16 protein-coding genes and 1 pseudogene are annotated in these 19,209 nt (G+C 47.0%); 12 read left to right on the top strand and 5 right to left on the bottom strand.

Translation table 11 applies throughout. From position 1 onward, the window contains the following. Positions 1 to 93 precede the first annotated feature (93 nt). On the top strand, positions 94 to 216 hold the full coding sequence (locus KAI36_RS27440) for a hypothetical protein (protein WP_258296736.1): 123 nt from the start codon (positions 94 to 96) through the stop codon (positions 214 to 216). 85 nt (positions 217 to 301) lie between these two features. Continuing rightward, complete coding sequence (locus KAI36_RS19940; protein ID WP_220025822.1) at positions 302 to 2,077, top strand: peptidoglycan D,D-transpeptidase FtsI family protein; 1,776 nt, start codon at positions 302 to 304, stop codon at positions 2,075 to 2,077. On the opposite strand, the gene KAI36_RS19935 is transcribed toward KAI36_RS19940, so the two are convergent. Further along, complete coding sequence (locus tag KAI36_RS19935; protein ID WP_023989897.1) at positions 2,065 to 3,219, bottom strand: AI-2E family transporter; 1,155 nt, start codon at positions 3,217 to 3,219, stop codon at positions 2,065 to 2,067. The genes KAI36_RS19940 and KAI36_RS19935 overlap by 13 nt on opposite strands. A 178-nt stretch (positions 3,220 to 3,397) precedes the next feature. Between KAI36_RS19935 and KAI36_RS19930 the strand changes: the two genes are divergently transcribed. After that, the gene (locus KAI36_RS19930; protein ID WP_220025821.1) at positions 3,398 to 4,783 is read left to right on the top strand and encodes a polysaccharide deacetylase family protein; all 1,386 of its coding nucleotides are present in this window, start codon (positions 3,398 to 3,400) and stop codon (positions 4,781 to 4,783) included. Positions 4,784 to 4,882: 99 nt separating this feature from the next. Here the strand turns inward: KAI36_RS19930 and ilvD are convergent, their stop codons facing one another. The 3 genes and pseudogenes from ilvD to KAI36_RS19915 all read right to left on the bottom strand — a co-directional run bounded on the left by ilvD (position 4,883) and on the right by KAI36_RS19915 (position 8,376). After that, on the bottom strand, positions 4,883 to 6,571 hold the full coding sequence (gene ilvD / locus KAI36_RS19925) for a dihydroxy-acid dehydratase (protein WP_025723889.1): 1,689 nt from the start codon (positions 6,569 to 6,571) through the stop codon (positions 4,883 to 4,885). A gap of 354 nt (positions 6,572 to 6,925) precedes the next feature. After that, positions 6,926 to 7,165: pseudogene (locus KAI36_RS19920) on the bottom strand (KGG domain-containing protein); the annotation flags it as partial. A gap of 176 nt (positions 7,166 to 7,341) precedes the next feature. After that, positions 7,342 to 8,376, bottom strand: a complete 1,035-nt coding sequence (locus KAI36_RS19915) for an acyltransferase family protein (protein ID WP_220025819.1) — start codon at positions 8,374 to 8,376, stop codon at positions 7,342 to 7,344. 312 nt (positions 8,377 to 8,688) lie between these two features. On the opposite strand from KAI36_RS19915, the gene KAI36_RS19910 reads away from it, so the two are divergent. From KAI36_RS19910 to mgrA, 4 genes are all read left to right on the top strand, one after another. Continuing rightward, a complete protein-coding gene (locus KAI36_RS19910; protein ID WP_220028174.1) occupies positions 8,689 to 9,495 on the top strand; it encodes an alpha/beta fold hydrolase in 807 nt (268 codons plus the stop codon). 14 nt (positions 9,496 to 9,509) lie between these two features. After that, complete coding sequence (locus KAI36_RS19905; RefSeq protein WP_220025818.1) at positions 9,510 to 10,280, top strand: HAD family hydrolase; 771 nt, start codon at positions 9,510 to 9,512, stop codon at positions 10,278 to 10,280. Next, on the top strand, positions 10,277 to 11,017 hold the full coding sequence (locus tag KAI36_RS19900; RefSeq protein WP_220025817.1) for an NAD-dependent protein deacylase: 741 nt from the start codon (positions 10,277 to 10,279) through the stop codon (positions 11,015 to 11,017). The genes KAI36_RS19905 and KAI36_RS19900 overlap by 4 nt, the downstream gene beginning before the upstream one ends. An 84-nt stretch (positions 11,018 to 11,101) precedes the next feature. Then, a complete protein-coding gene (gene mgrA, locus KAI36_RS19895) occupies positions 11,102 to 12,100 on the top strand; it encodes an L-glyceraldehyde 3-phosphate reductase (protein ID WP_028542446.1) in 999 nt (332 codons plus the stop codon). A 112-nt stretch (positions 12,101 to 12,212) separates the two neighbouring features. On the opposite strand, the gene KAI36_RS19890 is transcribed toward mgrA, so the two are convergent. Beyond that, positions 12,213 to 13,079, bottom strand: coding sequence for an AraC family transcriptional regulator (locus tag KAI36_RS19890; RefSeq protein ID WP_220025816.1), 867 nt, complete (start codon positions 13,077 to 13,079; stop codon positions 12,213 to 12,215). Between the two features lie 220 nt (positions 13,080 to 13,299). Here KAI36_RS19890 and KAI36_RS19885 point away from each other — a divergent pair, with 220 nt between their 5' ends. The 5 genes from KAI36_RS19885 to KAI36_RS19865 all read left to right on the top strand — a co-directional run bounded on the left by KAI36_RS19885 (position 13,300) and on the right by KAI36_RS19865 (position 19,171). Beyond that, positions 13,300 to 14,478: a galactokinase gene (locus KAI36_RS19885; protein ID WP_220025815.1), complete on the top strand. Its 1,179-nt coding sequence runs from the start codon at positions 13,300 to 13,302 to the stop codon at positions 14,476 to 14,478. A 1-nt stretch (position 14,479) separates the two neighbouring features. After that, a complete protein-coding gene (galE, locus tag KAI36_RS19880) occupies positions 14,480 to 15,469 on the top strand; it encodes a UDP-glucose 4-epimerase GalE (RefSeq protein WP_023989887.1) in 990 nt (329 codons plus the stop codon). 17 nt (positions 15,470 to 15,486) lie between these two features. Further along, entirely contained in the window at positions 15,487 to 17,130 is a 1,644-nt protein-coding gene (locus KAI36_RS19875) for a UDP-glucose--hexose-1-phosphate uridylyltransferase (RefSeq protein WP_220025814.1), read from the top strand. Between the two features lie 184 nt (positions 17,131 to 17,314). Continuing rightward, the gene (locus KAI36_RS19870) at positions 17,315 to 18,478 is read left to right on the top strand and encodes an iron-containing alcohol dehydrogenase (RefSeq protein ID WP_220025813.1); all 1,164 of its coding nucleotides are present in this window, start codon (positions 17,315 to 17,317) and stop codon (positions 18,476 to 18,478) included. Positions 18,479 to 18,652: 174 nt separating this feature from the next. Then, complete coding sequence (locus KAI36_RS19865; RefSeq protein WP_023989884.1) at positions 18,653 to 19,171, top strand: NfeD family membrane protein; 519 nt, start codon at positions 18,653 to 18,655, stop codon at positions 19,169 to 19,171. The last annotated feature ends 38 nt before the right edge of the window (positions 19,172 to 19,209 follow it).

The raw sequence follows: 19,209 nt of genomic DNA, 5'->3' as shown, positions 1-19,209 counted from the left end.
AAACCATGGGAATCAGGATTGTTACTGATCTCCGTGGTTTTGTACTTTTATTAGTGGATGTGCTTAAAAATCTCTCAAGAAGGAAAGCAAAAGATGAATACAAACACAAAGGTAGCTTGGGTTGTGCTGGCCAGTACCATTTTTATTACGGTTTTTTATTCGTTAGACGAGATTTTAGATTGGAGCCCAGAAGCAGACATCACAAGATACAAATAAATTCGAAAACCCATTCACGTTAAAAGTTGAGTGGGTTTTCTTTTTCAACTACAGGACATACTACTGGAAAAAAGATGAAAGAAGGATGGGTGTGCCGAGGCGTGGTAGCAGTTTCATTCGAAAACGTCGAATTGCATATATGGGCTTAGGGGTGATGTCACTACTGCTGATTTTATTATTCCGACTGGCTTGGATTCAGGGGACAGCGGGCATTCATATGTCCGTTTATGGGGGGCATTCACTTAAGGAAATGTCAGCACGTCAGAGACAGGAGGGCATTTCTATCGACTCTGGACGTGGACAGTTTACGGACCGGCATGGGCAACCCTTGACTGGCGGAGTAGTATGGGCGCCAGTGCTTTTTCCCGATGTAGATGGCAAAGCGGCTTTACATGGCGAAGAACTGGCTAAGCTACTGCGTACAAACAAGAATCAACTACTGACACGCTGGAAAGGACTGCAATCCCCGCTCATATGGCGAGATGGGCGCGGAGAGCCCGTACAAATCAATCCGCATGAAGCAGGCAAGTTGCTGAAGCTAGCCCCTTCGCTTATCGAGCTTGTACCTTATGCGAAACGTTACAGCGATTTGCCCAATGGCAGGCAATGGCTTGGCTTTCTGTATGAACGTGCCGACCGAGCGAGTGAACTGCCGATGGGGGCAGCCGGGCTGGAAAGAACGCTGGAGCCGCTGCTGAGCGGCGTCGGTGAAACGTTCGTCTCCCGATTTGTAGATGCGCAGCGTCGTCCATTGACTCACATACCGTTGCGTGTCAGTGCTCCATCCAATGGTCACTATCCTTTACAGGTACAGACTACAATTGATCTGCCTATACAGGAACAGATTGAAAAGCTGACGGAATCTAGTCATTTGGCAGAAGGGGCGGTGGTAGTGCTCGATGCAGGGAACGCGGATGTACTGGCGATGGTGTCTCGCCCTTTTTATAATCCCGGTCATGTTGATCCGCAGCAAAAAACAGACTGGTCTAATCGTGCACTCAAGGCGATAACGCCTGGTTCCATTTTTAAGTTGGTTACGGCTGCTGCTGCACTTGAATCAGGTGTTGTCCAACCACAGGAACAATTCCATTGTCATGGATCTTATGGCAAGTACGGTCTGGCTTGCTGGAAAAAAGAAGGACACGGTACCCTGAACCTGGAGGAAGGGCTTGCCGTATCCTGTAATAGTGTGTTCGCTCATCTCGGTGAACGGCTTAATCCTGAGCAAATTCAGGCCACAGCCTCTGCACTGGGATTGAGCCGAACAGTGGGCTGGCAGGAGCGGAATCTTGCAGGGCTATCTCAATTCAGACCGCTGGATCACGAAGAAAAGGGAGCCGTATTCGGCTCCCATACGAACGCGTCTGATCCGGGCGTACGTGTACAGACAGCTATCGGTCAGCGCGATGTGCTGGTAACGCCTCTCCAAGCTGCCAATCTCATCGTCACCTTGTTGCACGATGGTCAAGTACATGCACCACGCCTCGTCAAACGCATCAGCTACGCAGATGGTAGCACCTTACTGAAACTACCTGCTCATGCTGCACCTTCACCCGAGGGCAGCCGCTTGATTCACACATCGACGGCTCGCATGCTTCGTGAAGCAATGGAAAAGGTTGTGACACAGGGGACTGGTGCCTCCTTGCGTAATAAATCATGGAATCTGGCCGGCAAATCGGGTACGGCCCAAGCTTTAAAGAACGGTCACCCTATCAATCACCAGTGGTTTATAGGTTATGGTCCGATAGAGCGGCCTCGTTATGCAGTCGCCGTCCTTGTGCAAAATGCTTCAACACATTCTGCAAATCAAGCTACAGCACTTTTTGGTCAAGTCATGGATCTGTTAGCTCAATCCTCCTGAGTACCACGAGTAGCTTCACGATCCTCCTCCTGGATTTTTACGATAAACGGGGGCTCGTCAAATTCCTCTGTCGGAAACCGAATCCATTTCTGCAGATAGCCTTGCTGCCACAATTCCTTGAGCAAAATGATCAGAATTGGAGACAGGATTAATCCGGCCAGTCCAAAGATGGATAACGATATAATGGCAAAGGAAAGCATCAGATAGGCAGATGAAACACCGATGGAATTACCAGTGATTTTAGGCTCTGCCAGCTGGCGGACGATAACCGTGACAGCCATGACAATAAGCAGGCCTACAGCCAGGCCGGTATTGCCTGTGATGAACAGATACACTGCCCACGGAATAAAAATAACAGGCACACCCAACAAGGGCAGGATATCAAACAAAGCTGCCACGAGCGCCAATGATAGGGCATTATCCACTTGCAAAATGAGTAAACCTATAAATACGAGAACAAAGGTAATCCCTACCAGCAGAGCTTGAGCCTTGAGAAAAGCGGAGATGGCTTTAAGTACGTGATTTTTTAGAAAAAGGTAAGCAGTTTTTAGTGTCTTGGGTGTTTTACTACGGGCAATGCCCTTCCAAAGATTAATTTCCATACTTAAAAAGAACGCTAAAATGATTGCAATGGCAAAGTTGCCCATGAAAACAGTGAAGGAACTGAGGAACTGTATGAAAAAGGATAAGCCTAGCTGTGCCCATTTCGTAGCAATGGTGGTGGCAGTCGCAAAATAATCATTCACACGTTCAGTAACACTCGGAGGTAAAGCAGCGATTTTATCTTGAGAAAGATGAAGATACCGCGTGAATTCCGCTTGGATAATCTGAGTATATTGTGGGAGGTTTTGCGCGACTTTCGTAAATTGCGTAACCAGAATCAGGCCCAATCCGAAAAAAATAGCAAGTAAAAGGATGATAAATAGCAATACGGAGAGTGCGGAGGCAAAAGGCTTTTTCATTCCTTTCCGATGAAAATAACGGGCAGCAGGTTCAATGCACCAGAACACGACGAACGAAAGGAACACAGGTGCGGCAAGTTGATACAGTTTGCTGGATACGAACATAATTAAATACACGGTTAATACGATCAAACCGATATCAAAAACGGTACGCCAATATTTTTTGTACAAGGGAAGCATATGTATACAACGACTCCTTTTAGATTTTTATTTATTGTACACTAAATTGGACCTCAATGCTGACCATATGCAATAGCGAAATCTCGGCATGTTTACGTCAATGTGATAACATATAGTAAGTGAGTTTTCCTCAGGAAGCCTGCTTGGAGAGTTTAGAATAGAAAAGTGGGGATAAAACGTGCAGACTTTGCTGTTATGGATGTTTTACATTTCAACTTTTTATGCTTTTATTCCGGCGCTGGTTAGTCGTATATTTGGTTTCCGGGTGTTCAGTCGCGGCAAAAGTGAGCAAGAATATGCACTCACCTTTGATGATGGCCCTGATCCAGTGTATACATCACAGCTGCTTGATTTACTGAAGCGTTTTGATGCCAAGGCTACTTTTTTTGTTGTGGGGATGAATGCAGAAAAACACCCTGAGCTTCTGAAACGCATGCATGATGAAGGTCATCTAATCGGTATTCATAATTATGTGCACAAATCGAATTGGCTTATGCGGCCTGTTACCGTCAGAAGACAAATTGCCCAGACAGAGTCAGTCATTCGTCGAGTAACTGGCGAGGGAACGACCTTTTATCGCCCACCTTGGGGGATAGTGAACTTTTTTGATATTTCCAACACCAATGGTCGTCGAATTGTATTATGGTCCTCCATGTTCGGGGACTGGAAGGCAAGCATTGGAGCGAAACAATTAGCGGAGAGAATGCTCAAAAAGCTGAGGGGTGGCGAGGTGATGCTGCTCCATGACTGTGGTACGACATTGGGGGCAGACGTGGAAGCGCCCCAGAATATGCTAATCGCACTGGAGAAGCTGTTGAGGGTCGCCCAAGAACGACAATTACGCAGCGTACGGGTGGATACCTTGTTTTGTCGTCAGTCTGTCAATCAACCTACTGCCTCTGAGATGTTCAGTACGGGCTGGTTAAAAAGAACGCTGGTATTTGGATGGCTCCAGTATGAGCGGCTATTCCATGTTTTGTTTCGTCTTCGTCCCGTAAGCAAGGAGGATACGATCTTTTATTATCGTCGCCGTATCTATCATGGGCCCAATATAAATATGGAGAACAGCAGGTGGCTAGAAAAAGGAGACCCGGTAATCGAGCTTCATTTTGATAATAAAAAGTTGTTTCAATTGGGTACGACGGCAAAGTCGATGGTACATCTAGCTATTCAATTAATTCGGATTGTAAAAAAACAACTTCCTGATCTGGCCCAACGCATTGTACATGATTCTGAAATGAAGGGTGTAAAGGCGATCTATGCAGTAAGTATGATTCATCGGGGACCAGAGAAGTTGGGATTTCAAGTTCGAGAGCTTCCCAAAGGGCTGTTCAAGCATGTGTCCACTGTATATCTAAAGCTGTTATTTCGTGTTATCCATCCTTCGGGTTCAGAGCAATTGAGTGAAAAAAAAGATGTAATGGTACCGAAACTGATTGTGATGCCAATGGATACCTTGTTTGACCGTTTTCATCAGGGAGACTTACACCGCTTAGAGGAAGCTCTTGAGCAAACAGCACAGAGAGATGATGTCCATACACTCAACAGCGAAATGACTGAATAGGCTAACCCTAATGACCTAATATAAAAGCCTCTCGATCCTTTGTTAGGGATCGAGAGGCTTTTTAGCCGTTCATAAAGTAATCCTATCTTGGCAAAGCATTTAGATTTTCATAATTCCGCCGTTACTTGCGTTCGTCACCAGCTTGGAATAGCGCGCCAGGTAACCCGTTTTCACCTTCGGCTCAAAGCCTTTCCAGTTGGCGCGACGACGTTCGAATTCTTCGTCCGTAATGTGGAGCTCAATCTTACGATTGTTCAAGTCCAGCTCGATGATATCGCCGTCCTCAACAAAAGCGATAGGTCCGCCTTCTGCGGCTTCGGGGGAAATATGACCGATGGAGATACCACGGGAAGCACCTGAGAAGCGTCCGTCTGTAATCAGACCCACCTTGGCACCAAGCCCCATGCCCACGATTTGTGAAGTTGGAGCGAGCATTTCAGGCATACCAGGTCCGCCCTTTGGACCTTCATAACGGATAACAACAACGTGTCCTTCATTAATTTTACCGTTGGCGATACCTGCCAGTGCATCTTCCTGTGAATCAAAGCAGATGGCAGGACCTTTGTGATAACCACCAACCGAAGCATCAACTGCACCAACTTTAATGATGGAGCCTTGCGGTGCCAGATTACCGAATAATACAGCCAGGCCGCCACGTTCAGAATAAGGGTTGTCCAATTTGTGGATGACGTTAGTATCCAGAATTTCTTGCCCCTCTACGTTTTCACGAATGGTTTTTCCGGTTACAGTAATACAGTCTCCATGCAGTGCTCCCGGTTTCTTCAACAATTCATTCAACACTGCGCTTACGCCGCCTGCATTATGAACATCCTCAATATGATAGTCGGAGGCAGGTGCCAATTTGGACAAATGAGGTACGCGGTTTGCGACTTCATTAATACGTTCGATAGGGTAGTCAACTTCTGCTTCATGGGCAAGTGCCAATGTATGCAATACTGTATTCGTGGAACCGCCCATTGCCATATCCAATGCAAATGCATTATCAATAGCTTCTTTAGTCACGATATCACGTGGTTTAAGATCCAGCTTAATCAATTCCATCAATTGGCGTGCAGATTGTTTAACGAATTCTTTACGTTCTTCGGCTACTGCGAGAATGGTGCCGTTACCCGGCATAGCCAGACCCATCGCTTCTGCGAGACAGTTCATGGAATTCGCTGTGAACATCCCTGAACAGGAGCCACATGTCGGACAGCCATATTGTTCTAATTCAAGCAAGCTTTGATCGTCGATTTTGCCAGCCTGATATGCACCTACGCCTTCGAAGACGGAGGTCAGGGAAATAGAGCGTCCGTTCTTGTCTTTACCAGCTTTCATAGGACCGCCGCTGACGAAAATAGTTGGAATGTTAACGCGCAATGCGCCCATCATCATGCCAGGGGTAATTTTATCACAGTTAGGAATACAAACCATGCCATCAAACCAGTGAGCGGAAACGACAGTTTCCAGAGAGTCAGCTATAATTTCGCGGCTTGGCAGAGAATAACGCATACCGATGTGACCCATGGCAATGCCGTCATCTACACCGATGGTGTTAAACTCGAAAGGTACACCGCCTGCCTCACGAATGGCTTGCTTGACAATTTTTCCAAATTCCTGCAAATGGACGTGGCCCGGTACGATATCAATATACGAGTTGCATACCGCAATAAACGGTTTGTCAAAATCTTCTTCCTTGACACCCGCTGCGCGCAGCAAGCTGCGGTGAGGAGCGCGGTCAAAGCCTTTTTTAATCATATCGGAACGCATTTTCGTCTTAGCTGTCATGATGCTGGTTTCCCCCCAAAGTATAAAAATAGTATGGCGTTCAATGGACGCCGTAATAGCGCAGATGTTTTCTAAAGAGTCTATCATAGATGTGAGCTTTTTTCTACATATATGAAGATTTTGAAAAAGTACAAGAAGGATTCTGTAATCAACAATATATAGACATGAGCAGTTTTATTTGTCTATATATTGCATTTAGAAGAGGTTAGAACTTGATTCTATTAGAAATATGTATACTGATATGTTTGCGTATCAGGTAAAATATGAAAGAGCCCATTCTGCAATAAAGCGGATGGACTCAAGCTTGTTTTTATGTTAAAGGAGGGCGGAAGATGACATTACACCTTAATTTCTGCCGCCTTTACGACCGATGTCTCTGTAGAATTTTTTGTCATGCGACTCAGCTGTAGCATCGCCGCCTTTTTTACCGATTTCCTGATAAAATTCTTTATCGTGAGAGTTTGCGGTTGCTTCCCCACCTTTTTTACCAATCTCCTGATAAAATTCCTTATTGTGCTTCTTGGAAGTAGCTTCTCCACCCATACGACCTGCTTCTTCGCGACTCATTTTCCCCTGATTTTGATTACGTGCCATTACAAATCACTCCTTAATAAAAAAGTTGTTTTTTGTTGCGCGCATCCTTTACTTACCACATCACGCCTGTATGAAACAGGCTCCAAGTGGAGTAAAGAGGGGGGAGACTCGCTTACATGTTCGTCTGTGAGTGGGTTATCGCGTCTTCAATGTTAAATAAAAAATGGATAAAAAGATTACGCGGACCGTCTAAAAGGATAAGGAGCTGGCTTTAGCATCCACTCTACCTGTGGCTCAATCAGAGGTCGTGTTGCAGTTCGAACCCAAGGCATGGTCAACAGACAGCACAGACCTGCAGCACACACTACAATCAACATGACTTCCACTGGAGTATCTATATACTCGTAGACTCCCTTCGCAACAACGGTACGGACGATCAAGCCATGGAGTAAAAAGACATATAGTGTCCGTCTCCCCATCTCGGTTATACGTCCTGTGACAGCTGGAACAAAGCTTAGGAACGCCATGGATGCTATCCATTGAACTCCATAAATGCCGATGCGGTAAATTCCTGCGTACCATTCGGTATGGCCCAATTCACCGTAAGTCATGTTGCCATACAGCCAGCCTGCCGGGATGCCGAAATACGACGTTCCCGCCAGTACCATAAGCAGAAGAGATATAACGCCAGCGATTATGCGGACTGGAGCTGTGAAGAACCGTCGAACGTCCGCATAATTCAAATGATAGCCTGCTACAAAGTAAGGCAAATAAACAAAGGTTCTGCATACGCTCAGCCATATACCATCCACAGGGAGATACCCGACGAGGATACCCAGCAGCACGGATATACCCAATTGGAGGACAGGTGGTATTTTCTGAAAAGACAGCATCAGCAGTCTCCAACAGATATGGCTGGCAAGGAACCAGAGTAGCAGATAAGGAGCAAAGAACGAATGATGGATATGAGGAACGTGGAAGAGTGCAACATCCAAGATCGAATAGAGCGATTGAAAAATAAGATATTGCATACCGATCTGAAGCAGAACTTTTCGGCCTGCGGATCCGGTTAAAGATGTTTGGGCAAAGTAGCCTGTAACGAGTACAAACAACGGCATATGAAACATGAATATCCAGCTGAACCATTGTTGGGCAATATGAAGTGAACCGGCTAGAGGCTCCAGAGCATTCCCTGCAAATACGCATATGATCAACAGAAATCGCAAATTGAGAAAGAAGCTTTCCCCTTGTACATCATGGCTTGTCGTCATGTGTTTCCCTCCGAACGGCTTCTGCCGACTAAACTATTTAAAAAATAATTCTTTACAAGGAACAAGGTACGATACTCTGGACTTTATCATTGTGATTTTATTCACAATAGTAAGCGTTATCATAACCTTATTGTGTGGCGAAAGCTTGAACACCGGACAAAGATGGGCTAAGACATGGAAATGTATGCTGATTTGACCCTGTATGTGCAACGATGTTACCCTAACAAGGCTAGTTACGCTGATGAATACAGCGGCACATTTTATATTCAAATTACGAATTACGAGGTACGAAAGGCGAAAGGAACTTTTACAATGAGAAGAAGAACAAGAAGATCATACAATTCATATGGGACACGTGGTCCTCGGAAAATATGGAAAGTTCTCTTAGGCATCCTGATTGTTATTGCACTGATAGCAGGGTGGGGAGCATGGAAGGTATTTACGCCTTATCAGCCTGACGAGACGGCTGCTGCTGCATTAGCTGAAGTAGCGGATGCTGTGAAAGTAAATGAACAAGAACATTGGGTCGGTTTTGAGCCTGTAAAAAGAAGCGGAACTGGAGTCATTTTGTATCCAGGGGCGTTGGTGAAGCCCGAAAGTTATGCGCCCTTGGCACGCCGTCTGGCGGAAAAGGGTTATCATGTGATCATTGCAAAAATGCCACTCAACCTTGCACTGATCTCCCCGGATCTAGCGAATGAAGTGCTAAAGGCATATCCGAAAGAAGCGTTTGTTATTGGAGGCCATTCGTTAGGCGGTGTGATGGCGGCCCGATATGCAGCTGCACATCCTGATCAGGTCAAAGGTGTATTTTTCCTCGCCTCCTACCCGGATAACAAGGGTAATTTAAAGGATAAAAATCTGCCCGTTATTTCTCTACTGGGAAGTGATGATGGAGTCGTCCAGATGGAAAATGTCCAAAGTGGAAGAACTTATTTACCAGCCAACACGCTGTATTTTACAGTCGAGGGGGGGAACCATGCCCAATTCGGCAGTTATGGTTTCCAAAAAGGAGATAATCCTGCGAAAATTAGCGCTGTTGAGCAATGGAATCAGACGGTAACGGCTTTACAGGACTGGATGAAAGAGAGTGTGGATGTGGCTCCTAAGAATCAGTAAAGGAGGTGTGCTGCTTGTCTGAGCTGATCGTGCAGGGGGAGAGGTACCCATGCCGTGGTATTTTATTAGATAAAGATGGAACGTTGCTGGATTTTATTCAGTTGTGGGGCCCCTGGGCTCGTTCTATACTGGATATGATGGAGCAGCATCTTACCGTGGCGGGTGCCGGTTTTACGGTGGAAAAAGGCAGTGTTCTAGGTACTGTTCACGATCAAGAGGGACGTGTGATCGGTTACGATCCTTCTGGCCCGCTGGCCATGGGGACGGTGGACGAAAGTACGGGGGTACTGGCTTGGCAGCTTTATACTGCTGGTGTACCGTGGAATGAGGCTGTGCGGCTTGTCCGCGACTTTAATAAAACGGCGATGGCTGATATTCGGCGGCATCGGGCAGCGAAGGTGTTTCCAGGGTTGCGGACGTTGTTGGAGCAAAGCCGCCATGCCGGGCTGAAGCTGGCGGTTGTGACCTCTGACAGTACAGAGGCAGCACAGGAGCATTTGGAGTGGATGGGGCTGACATCCTATTTTGACGAGATTATCGGACATGATAGGGTAACATACGGTAAGCCTGACCCGGAAATGGCTGAAAAAGCCTGCGCGTTACTAGGATTGTCGCCGGCGGACGTGGTAGTCATCGGAGACAGCAATGGGGATATGCAGATGGGCAAGCGTGCCGGAGTACGGCTCGCTATTGGATTTGCGCCAGAAGCAGAACGTTCTGGTCATTTGCTGGATGCGGATAAGGTTGTTCGTGGATATGAAGAGCTGGAGGTGCGTAGGGTATGAAAGTTAATACGTTGGCGGAATGGATACAGCAATCGCAGAATATTGTTTTTTTCGGCGGAGCAGGGACATCGACGGAAAGCGGTATTCCAGATTTTCGTTCGGCAGCAGGCCTGTATCAAAGTGAGGAGAAATTGCCTTATTCCCCTGAGGTTATGCTTAGCCGTTCATTTTTTGTGAAGCATCCTGAAGTGTTCTTCGACTTCTATCGCAGCAAAATGCTGCATCCCGATGCGGAGCCGAACGGTTGCCATCATTTCCTCGCGTTATTGGAAAAGCAAGGCCTTCTTAAAACGGTTGTGACACAAAATATTGACGGCTTACATCAGGCTGCAGGTAGTGTGAATGTACTAGAACTTCATGGCTCGGTGCATCGCAACCACTGCATGGAATGCGGCCGCTTTTACAGTCTAGATGAAGTGATGAACAGCTCTGAGGTTGTACCCAAATGTCCGATAGATGGAGGAATTATCAAACCGGATGTCGTTTTATATGAGGAGGAGCTGAATCAGGATACCATTATTCAATCTGTTCAGGCTATTTCGCAGGCTGATTTGCTGTTAATTGGAGGAACGTCGCTGACAGTACATCCTGCTGCGGGCTTGATTACTTATTTTCGTGGTAAACATACGGTGCTGCTGAATACAGATCCCACCTCGTATGATCATAAGGCGGATCTTTTGATCACCGATCCAATCGGTAAAGTTATGGAAAAACTTGCTCATCAATTAGGTCTGTAATCGTTTTCTTGTCAACGCCTGGATAAAAGCGCTATGATGATGTTGTGATGGACATTACAATGTTTCGAGAGAGGCTGGGATAGCATGGTTTATTTAGCTGGCGAAGATCGTTATGAAAGTATGAAATATAACCGTACAGGGAGATCAGGTCTAAAACTGCCCGCTATTTCGCTGGGCTTGTGGCATAATTTTGGCGGGATTAACAACGCGGAGAATGGCCGTAGCATGATTACCCGCTCCTTTGATCTAGGAATTACGCATTTTGATTTAGCTAATAACTATGGCCCTCCTGCGGGATCAGCAGAGGAATTTTTTGGACAAGTCTTAGCCAGTGATATGAAACCGTACCGGGATGAGTTAGTCATCTCCACCAAAGCGGGCTACAATATGTGGGCAGGGCCTTATGGTGACTGGGGATCTCGCAAGTATATGATATCTAGTCTGGATCAGAGCCTGAAGAGGATGGGGCTTGACTATGTCGATATATTCTACTCTCACCGATTTGATCCTAATACGCCGCTGGAAGAAACGATGGGAGCACTGGATCATATCGTACGTTCCGGCAAAGCGCTGTATGTGGGTGTGTCCAATTATAGTGCGGAGCAAACAGCAGAAGCAGCTCGCATTCTGAAGGAGCTGGGAACACCGCTTCTGATTCATCAGCCGAAATACTCCTTGCTCGACCGCTGGATTGAAAACGGATTACAAGATGTACTGGACGAAAACGGGGTAGGCAGCATTGCCTTTTGCCCGCTGGCTCAGGGACTGCTGACCAATAAATATTTGAACGGAATTCCCGAGGATTCACGTGCAGCGAGTACATCGGTTTTCCTGAATGAGAACCATGTAACGCCAGAAACACTTCGCAAGGTACGCGCCCTGAATCAGATGGCTGCTGCACGCGGACAAAGTTTGGCTCAATTCTCGCTGGCCTGGGCTCTGCGCGGCGAACGTCTGACCTCTGTCTTGATTGGGGCAAGCCGTGTAAGCCAAATTGAAGAAAATGTTGCTACCTTATCCAATCTGGACTTTTCTCAGGAGGAACTGGATCGAATTGATTCGATTCTGAATGCCGGGAACTGACAGGACGGCGGCACAGCCTTATGGTGAAAGTTAATCTGTAGTCATCGGCCTAATTTAATATATAACCAACAGCCCGCATCCGTTTGAAGGATGCGGGCTGTTTAAGCCTGCTTTACGACTGTGGGTATTGCTTAACCTTGCTTCGGTACTCGGTTGGAGACTGACCACAGAAGCGCTTGAATTGACGTGAGAAATATAAGGCATCGGTTAGTCCGACAGAAGCGGCCACTTGCTCTACCGATAGTTCAGGACGCTCACGCAGCAGTTGACGTGATTTGTCGATTCTTAGCTTAAGCAGATAGGTGACGGGGGAGATGCCCGTTTCCTTTTTGAATATCCGTGACAAATACGCACGGTTATAACCAAGTCCTTCAGACATTTGCTCAATGGAAACGGGATGTGCGTACTGAGTGGACATATATTGCACCATCTGCTTGACTGTACGTTGAATTTGCGAATCCGCCCCGGACGGATCAGCCCAGTCACTCAGGTAATTGCCTGCTTCCCCCATAATCAGATACAAATAGCCCAAGGCTGAAAGATGAGAACTAGATTTTCTGCTGTAAAAGGCCAATTGCATTTGTTCCAAATAACCGGGGATGGGACTTTGATCGGAAGCATGGAAGACAGGCTGGTGAACACGCAGCCCTGCCTCCTGTACCACCTGCTCAGTATGGTGTCCGGTAAATGCAGACCAACGATAACGCCATGGTTCCTCTTCATCAGAGGTATAACTCACCAGCTGACCGGGATGGATAAGGAAAAAATCGTTTTCTTCAAGCTGATATGTGTGCTGTTCCGTTCGGAAGATGCCTTTGCCCGATTCTACAAAGTGAAGCAGATAGTAATCATAGATTTTCGGCCCTACGGCATGACCAGATTTGGTTTGGCTCTCTCCTGCAAAAAGCACATGCAGGGGGCTATTTTCATAAAACACTGGATTAGAGGCGACAGCATAACTATATGAATGCGCTTGCAAAATTGGGTCATCCTTCCTGCATTTGTGAATAGTTTAGCGGATGCGGTATACTTACATTGTACATATCCAAGTCACATTTATCCATAGCTTAAACACATGGATGCATTACATTGTGTGACGCTTTCATTTATACTGAAATCATAAGAGATGTCAACCTGATTAAGATGTTACAGGGAAGTCAGGGGGACCTTTACTAACGGTATATGAGGTGGATGCGGATATGAACTCTACTGAATTAAAGAAACATTTTATTGAAAAATATGGTGAAAGCAGCAATGAACTGCGGATATTTCATGCACCTGGACGTGTCAATCTGATTGGAGAGCATATCGACTATAACGGTGGTTATGTACTCCCGGCTGCGCTGGAATTCGGAACGACGCTAATCCTTCGTGCGCGCAATGATGATGAAATTCATTTCGCTTCGACAAACCTGCCGTATGAAGTATCTATCTCCCGCGGAGAAATAGGTAAAAACAAAACGGATGAGTGGGTGGACTATCCGGTGGGTGTACTGGTGGAGCTAGCTGATAAGGGAGTTTATCCGTCTAACGGATATGACCTGCTCTATCACGGAGAAATACCGAACGGTGCTGGATTATCCTCCTCAGCCTCCATTGAGGTTGTCACAGGATACGCGTTCCTCACTATCGAAAAACAGAAAACAGATACGGTCGAAATCGCTTTGTTGTCCCAGCGGGCAGAAAACAATTATGTTGGTGTCAATTGCGGCATTATGGACCAGTTCGCTGTAGCGAACGGAGCAGCTGATCATGCAATTCTACTGATGTGCGATACGTTGGATTACCGTAAAGTGCCATTCCGCACGGGAGATTATAAGTTGGTGATCGGCAATACAAACAAGCGTCGCGGTTTGGTGGACTCGGCCTATAACGAGCGTCGTAGTCAATGTGCCGAAGCACTGTCCATTTTGCAGCAGCAGGAGCCGTCACTGGAATACCTCGCTCAGCTGGACGAGAAGCGTTTCGAAGAGCTTCAGCATCACATCGCGGACGAAACAGTGCGTCGGCGGGCACAGCATGTGGTGGAGGAAAACGCTCGTGTGTTGGCCTCTGTCGATGCTCTCGCGGCGAATGAACTTGCAGCTTTTGGTCAGTTAATGAATGCTTCTCATGATTCATTACGCGATTTGTATGAGGTCAGCTGCACAGAGCTGGACGTCATGGTTGAAGAAGCACGACGCATTCCTGGCACGCTGGGTGCTCGTATGACAGGAGCCGGATTTGGAGGTTGTACGGTTTCATTGGTTCATGAGGACGATGTGGAACGTTTTGTGAAGGAAGTCGGCGAAGCTTATCAGACCCGCACAGGGCTGGAAGCCAGCTTTTATGTATGCAAGGCAGGAGACGGAGTTAAAGAACTGAAGGAGGACGAATAACATGGCCATTTTAGTCACAGGTGGAGCTGGATATATCGGTTCACATACCGTAGCAGAACTGTTGGATCTGGGAGAAGAAGTTGTGGTGCTGGATAATTTGCAAACCGGGCACAAAGCAGCATTGCTTGGAGGCAAGTTGTATGAAGGGGATTTGAGGGATAAAGAACTACTGTCCAAACTGTTCTCTGAAAATAGTATCGACGCAGTTATCCATTTTGCAGCCAACTCGCTGGTTGGAGAAAGTATGCAAAATCCTGGTAAATATTACGACAACAATGTATTTGGCACGCTGAGCTTGCTGGAGGCGATGAAGGATGCTGGAGTGCGTCGAATCGTGTTTTCCTCTACTGCGGCTACCTACGGCGAACCGGAAAAGGTACCGATTGAAGAGGGTGACCGTACAGAGCCAACCAACGTGTATGGTGAAACAAAGCTGATGATGGAGCGCATGATGTCGTGGTTTGACAAAGTTTTAGGCATCAAATATGTGTCTTTACGGTATTTTAATGCGGCTGGTGCGCATGAGAGCGGCAAGATCGGTGAAGATCACCGACCAGAAAGCCATCTGATCCCGTTAGTGCTCCAGACAGCCCTGAAACAGCGTCCACACATCGCTGTGTTTGGTGAGGATTATGCGACACCTGACGGCACGTGTGTTCGGGATTACATTCACGTGAGTGACCTGGCGGATGCTCATGTGCGTGCAGTAAATTACTTGCGCGAAGGCAATGACAGCAACGTATTCAACCTGGGCAACGGGCAGGGCTTCTCTGTGAAAGAAGTTATTGAGACGGCACGCAAGGTCACTGGGCTCGACATTCCAGTTGTTACAGAGCCACGCCGCGCAGGCGATCCAGCGATATTGGTTGCATCTTCTGACAAGGCTCGTTCGGTGTTGGGCTGGAGTCCAGCACGTACCCAACTAGAGGATATTATTAGCGGAGCATGGGGATGGCATCAGTCGCACCCTCACGGCTACGGCGACGAATAGACGGGAGACGATGACATATGAGCGAGCGCCAATCCGCAGATAAAGGCCAAGGCCGGGAACATTCCCGGCATCTGGCCAATGACATCGACGAAACTGTACAGCAATCAGCTCTATATGCGGTGGAGCAACTGGTTGCATTCGCACAAAACAGGGGCTTGATTGGTCTGCAAGATACAGATTACAGCCGTAATCTGCTATTGGAGCAGTTTGGTTTTTCCGAGCCTTATTCAGGTGGGGAAGCAGGGGGCATTATGGCCCCCGAAGCCCTCCAGCCTGTGCTAAATGTTTTGATAGATTATGGTTTTGCCACTGGACTTATCCCTGAAAACACAGATACGTATCGTGATTTGCTGGATTCCAAAATCATGGGGCTGTTGATGGCGAGACCGTCTGAAGTCATCCGTGACTTTCATCAAACGGAGACTGAACGTGGCATAGAGGCGGCGACAGATGCTTTTTACCAATTATCCATCGATTCGAACTACATCCGAATGGATCGGGTTGCCAGCAATGTGTACTGGAATCAGTCGACATCTTACGGAGATATGGAAATCACGATTAATTTGTCCAAGCCAGAAAAAAGCCCCAAGGAAATTGCGATGGCGAAGCTTTTGCCGCCGCCTGTTTATCCCAAGTGTCAATTATGCCGTGAAAACGTCGGATATGCAGGAAGAGTAAATCATCCGTCCCGTCAAAATTTGCGCATCATTCCGGTGGAATTGAATGGGGAACCGTGGTTTTTTCAATATTCACCCTATGTGTATTACAACGAGCACTGCATTGTGTTCCATCATGATCATGTACCGATGAAGCTTACGAAGGATACACTGCGCCGATTGCTGGCCTTTACGAAAGCGTTTCCGCATTATTTTATTGGCTCCAATGCGGATCTGCCGATTGTTGGCGGATCGATCTTGACCCATGATCATTTTCAGGGTGGTCGTCATACATTCCCAATTGAAAAAGCGGGTGTAGATGGCGTATACCATAATGAAGCGTTCCCGCAGGTTACAGTAGGGATTGTAAACTGGCCGATGTCGGTCATCCGTTTTACGTCAACAGATGCCGAGGCGTTGTTGGAAGCGGGAAATGCTGCTTTTGAAGCCTGGAAAGCTTATAGTGATCCTGTAGCTGATGTCCTCTCTCATACAGAGCAGGAAGGGGAAACGATTCCGCATAATACCGTGACGCCGATTGTGCGCCGTGATGCCGAAGGCAGGTACCAGATGGATCTCGTACTGCGTAACAACCGAACGAGTGAAGAGTATCCGGAAGGTATTTTCCATCCTCACCGCGAGATGCATCACATCAAGAAGGAAAATATCGGTCTGATCGAAGTTATGGGACTTGCCATATTACCGGGGCGGCTCAAGGATGAACTGGATGGAATTGCAGATATTTTGTGTGGGGATGACAAACTGGCTGTGGCTATGCAGCAGGAAGGACATCCACTGTTTAAGCATGCAGACTGGATTTACCAGTTAAACACCCGGTTTGGTCGTTTGCCTGACAAGGAGACGGCTGTTCGTACCGTACAAAATGAGGTTGGACTGAAATTCAGTGAAATTTTAGAGCATGCAGGAGTGTATAAACGGAATGAGTCCGGGCAGCAGGCGTTCGGTCGTTTTATGAAACAATTGGGATATACTTTGGGAGAATAAAATTGCTGGCGCAGCACATAATACACTACGAGAACCCTCCCAAGATATGACATGGAACCATGCTCCTCAAGGAGTGTGGTTTTTTTTTGAAAATAAAGCATATTTGTTTCCTGTAACCGAAAAGGTTATAATAGAGTAGTTTCTTAACATTAAACTTTAGAACTATTGGAGGCGAGCGTTTGCGATGAAAGCATTCGAATTTTATAATCCTACACAATTGATCTTCGGTAAAGGACAATTGGAGGCTCTCAAGCGTGAAGTTCCTAAATATGGTAAACGTGTACTGCTTGTATATGGCGGCGGCAGCATTAAGCGCAGCGGTTTGTACGATAATGTAATAAGTTTGCTTGGTGAAATCGGTGCAGAGGTAACGGAACTGGCTGGTGTAGAACCGAATCCTCGCTTATCTACAGTACATAAAGGCGTGGAATTGTGTAAAACACATCAAATTGACCTCGTTCTGGCTGTAGGCGGCGGTAGTGTGCTGGATTGCTCTAAAGCCATTGCTGTTGGTGCAAAATATGATGGCGACATGTGGGATTTTGCAGAGCGTAAAGCGGCACCACAGGCTGCATTGCCATTAGGTACGGTTTTGACCATGGCAGCTACCGGTTCTGAAATGAATGCGGGTTCTGTTATTACAAATGAAAAAACACAGGAAAAATTGGGCTGGGGCAGCGTATTTGCGTTCCCTGCGTTTTCTATTCTTGATCCGGTGAACACATACTCACTGCCGCAAAATCAAACGGTTTACGGAATCGTAGATATGATGTCACATACGCTGGAGCATTATTTCCATCTGGAATCCAATACTCCGGTCCAACTTGGCTGGTGCGAAACGATTTTGCGTACGGTCATGGATGCGGCTCCAGGTCTGGTCAACGATCTGGAAAATTACGAGCTGCGTGAAACGATTATGTATTGTGGTACGATGGCGCTGAACGGGTTCCTGAACATGGGGCTGACAGGCGACTGGGCTACTCACAATATCGAACATGCTGTGTCTGCTGTTTATGATATTCCACATGGTGGAGGACTGGCTATTCTGTTCCCGAACTGGATGAAACACAATCTGCATGTGAAGCCTGAACGCTTCAAACAACTGGCGGTCAATGTGTTCCATGTAAACCCAGAAGGCAAGAGTGATGAAGAAGTGGCGCTGGAAGGTATTCAGGCGTTGCGTGATTTCTGGAACTCGATTGGTGCACCAAGCCGTCTGGCTGATTACGAGATTGATGTGTCCAAAATCGATGTTATGGCTGATAAAGCTGTGAAATTCGGATCTTTTGGTGGCTTTAACAAGCTCAATCGCGAAGATGTAGTCGAAATTTACAAAGCATCTCTGTAAACCGACATTTGTATCATATTAAGCACGTTTGTGCGTCATTAGACGTACGAACGTGCTTTTTTGGGTTTGATTTGGGATATTGGAGGAAAATTTTGAAACTTTTTTAGGTTGAATACGTAAACATAGTTATAGACTGGAAACCAGACTGAAAAGGTACATGGAAGGAGGAGTCGCATGGAAACCATATTTTGGTGGTTATTGGCAGGGGGCGCTATCTTTACCGTAGTCAGTGTGCTGATTGGAGATGTACTCGGTGGTTGGCTGGATGGTGCATTGGAGCTACCGGGCCTCGATTGGTTCAGACCTGTCGTTTTACTTGGAGCCATGACCGCTTTTGGCGGAGCTGGAGTACTGCTGACAAAGTATACCGGGCTGAGCATGGGATGGGTCGTCGTGCTTGCTTTAGGGATTGCGTTTGTCATCGGAATACTCGTGTTCTTTGCGTTTATTAAACCCATGGCGAATTCGGAGGTATCCAGCGGCTTCTCCATGCGTGAGCTGACTGGCAGGATCGGTGAGGTCACCATTCCTGTACCTGAGGTTGGTTACGGGGAGGTTATGATCCGCTTGGGTGCAGGCAACACCATACATACAGCATCGAGCTTCGATCACAAACCGCTTGCTGCGGGAACCCGTATCGTCGTGGTTGAGGTCGCAGAGGGCGTCGTCCGCGTAGCGTACCTAGACACATAGACGGCGCATTCGCTTAACTTGAAGGGAGCGTGATCGGG

The sequence above is a fragment of the Paenibacillus sp. S02 genome, from assembly GCF_019454065.1.
GTDB classification, from domain to species: domain Bacteria; phylum Bacillota; class Bacilli; order Paenibacillales; family Paenibacillaceae; genus Paenibacillus; species Paenibacillus polymyxa_B.
Note: the sequence above shows the minus strand (reverse complement) of the source record. Positions and strands in the feature narration are given on the sequence as shown.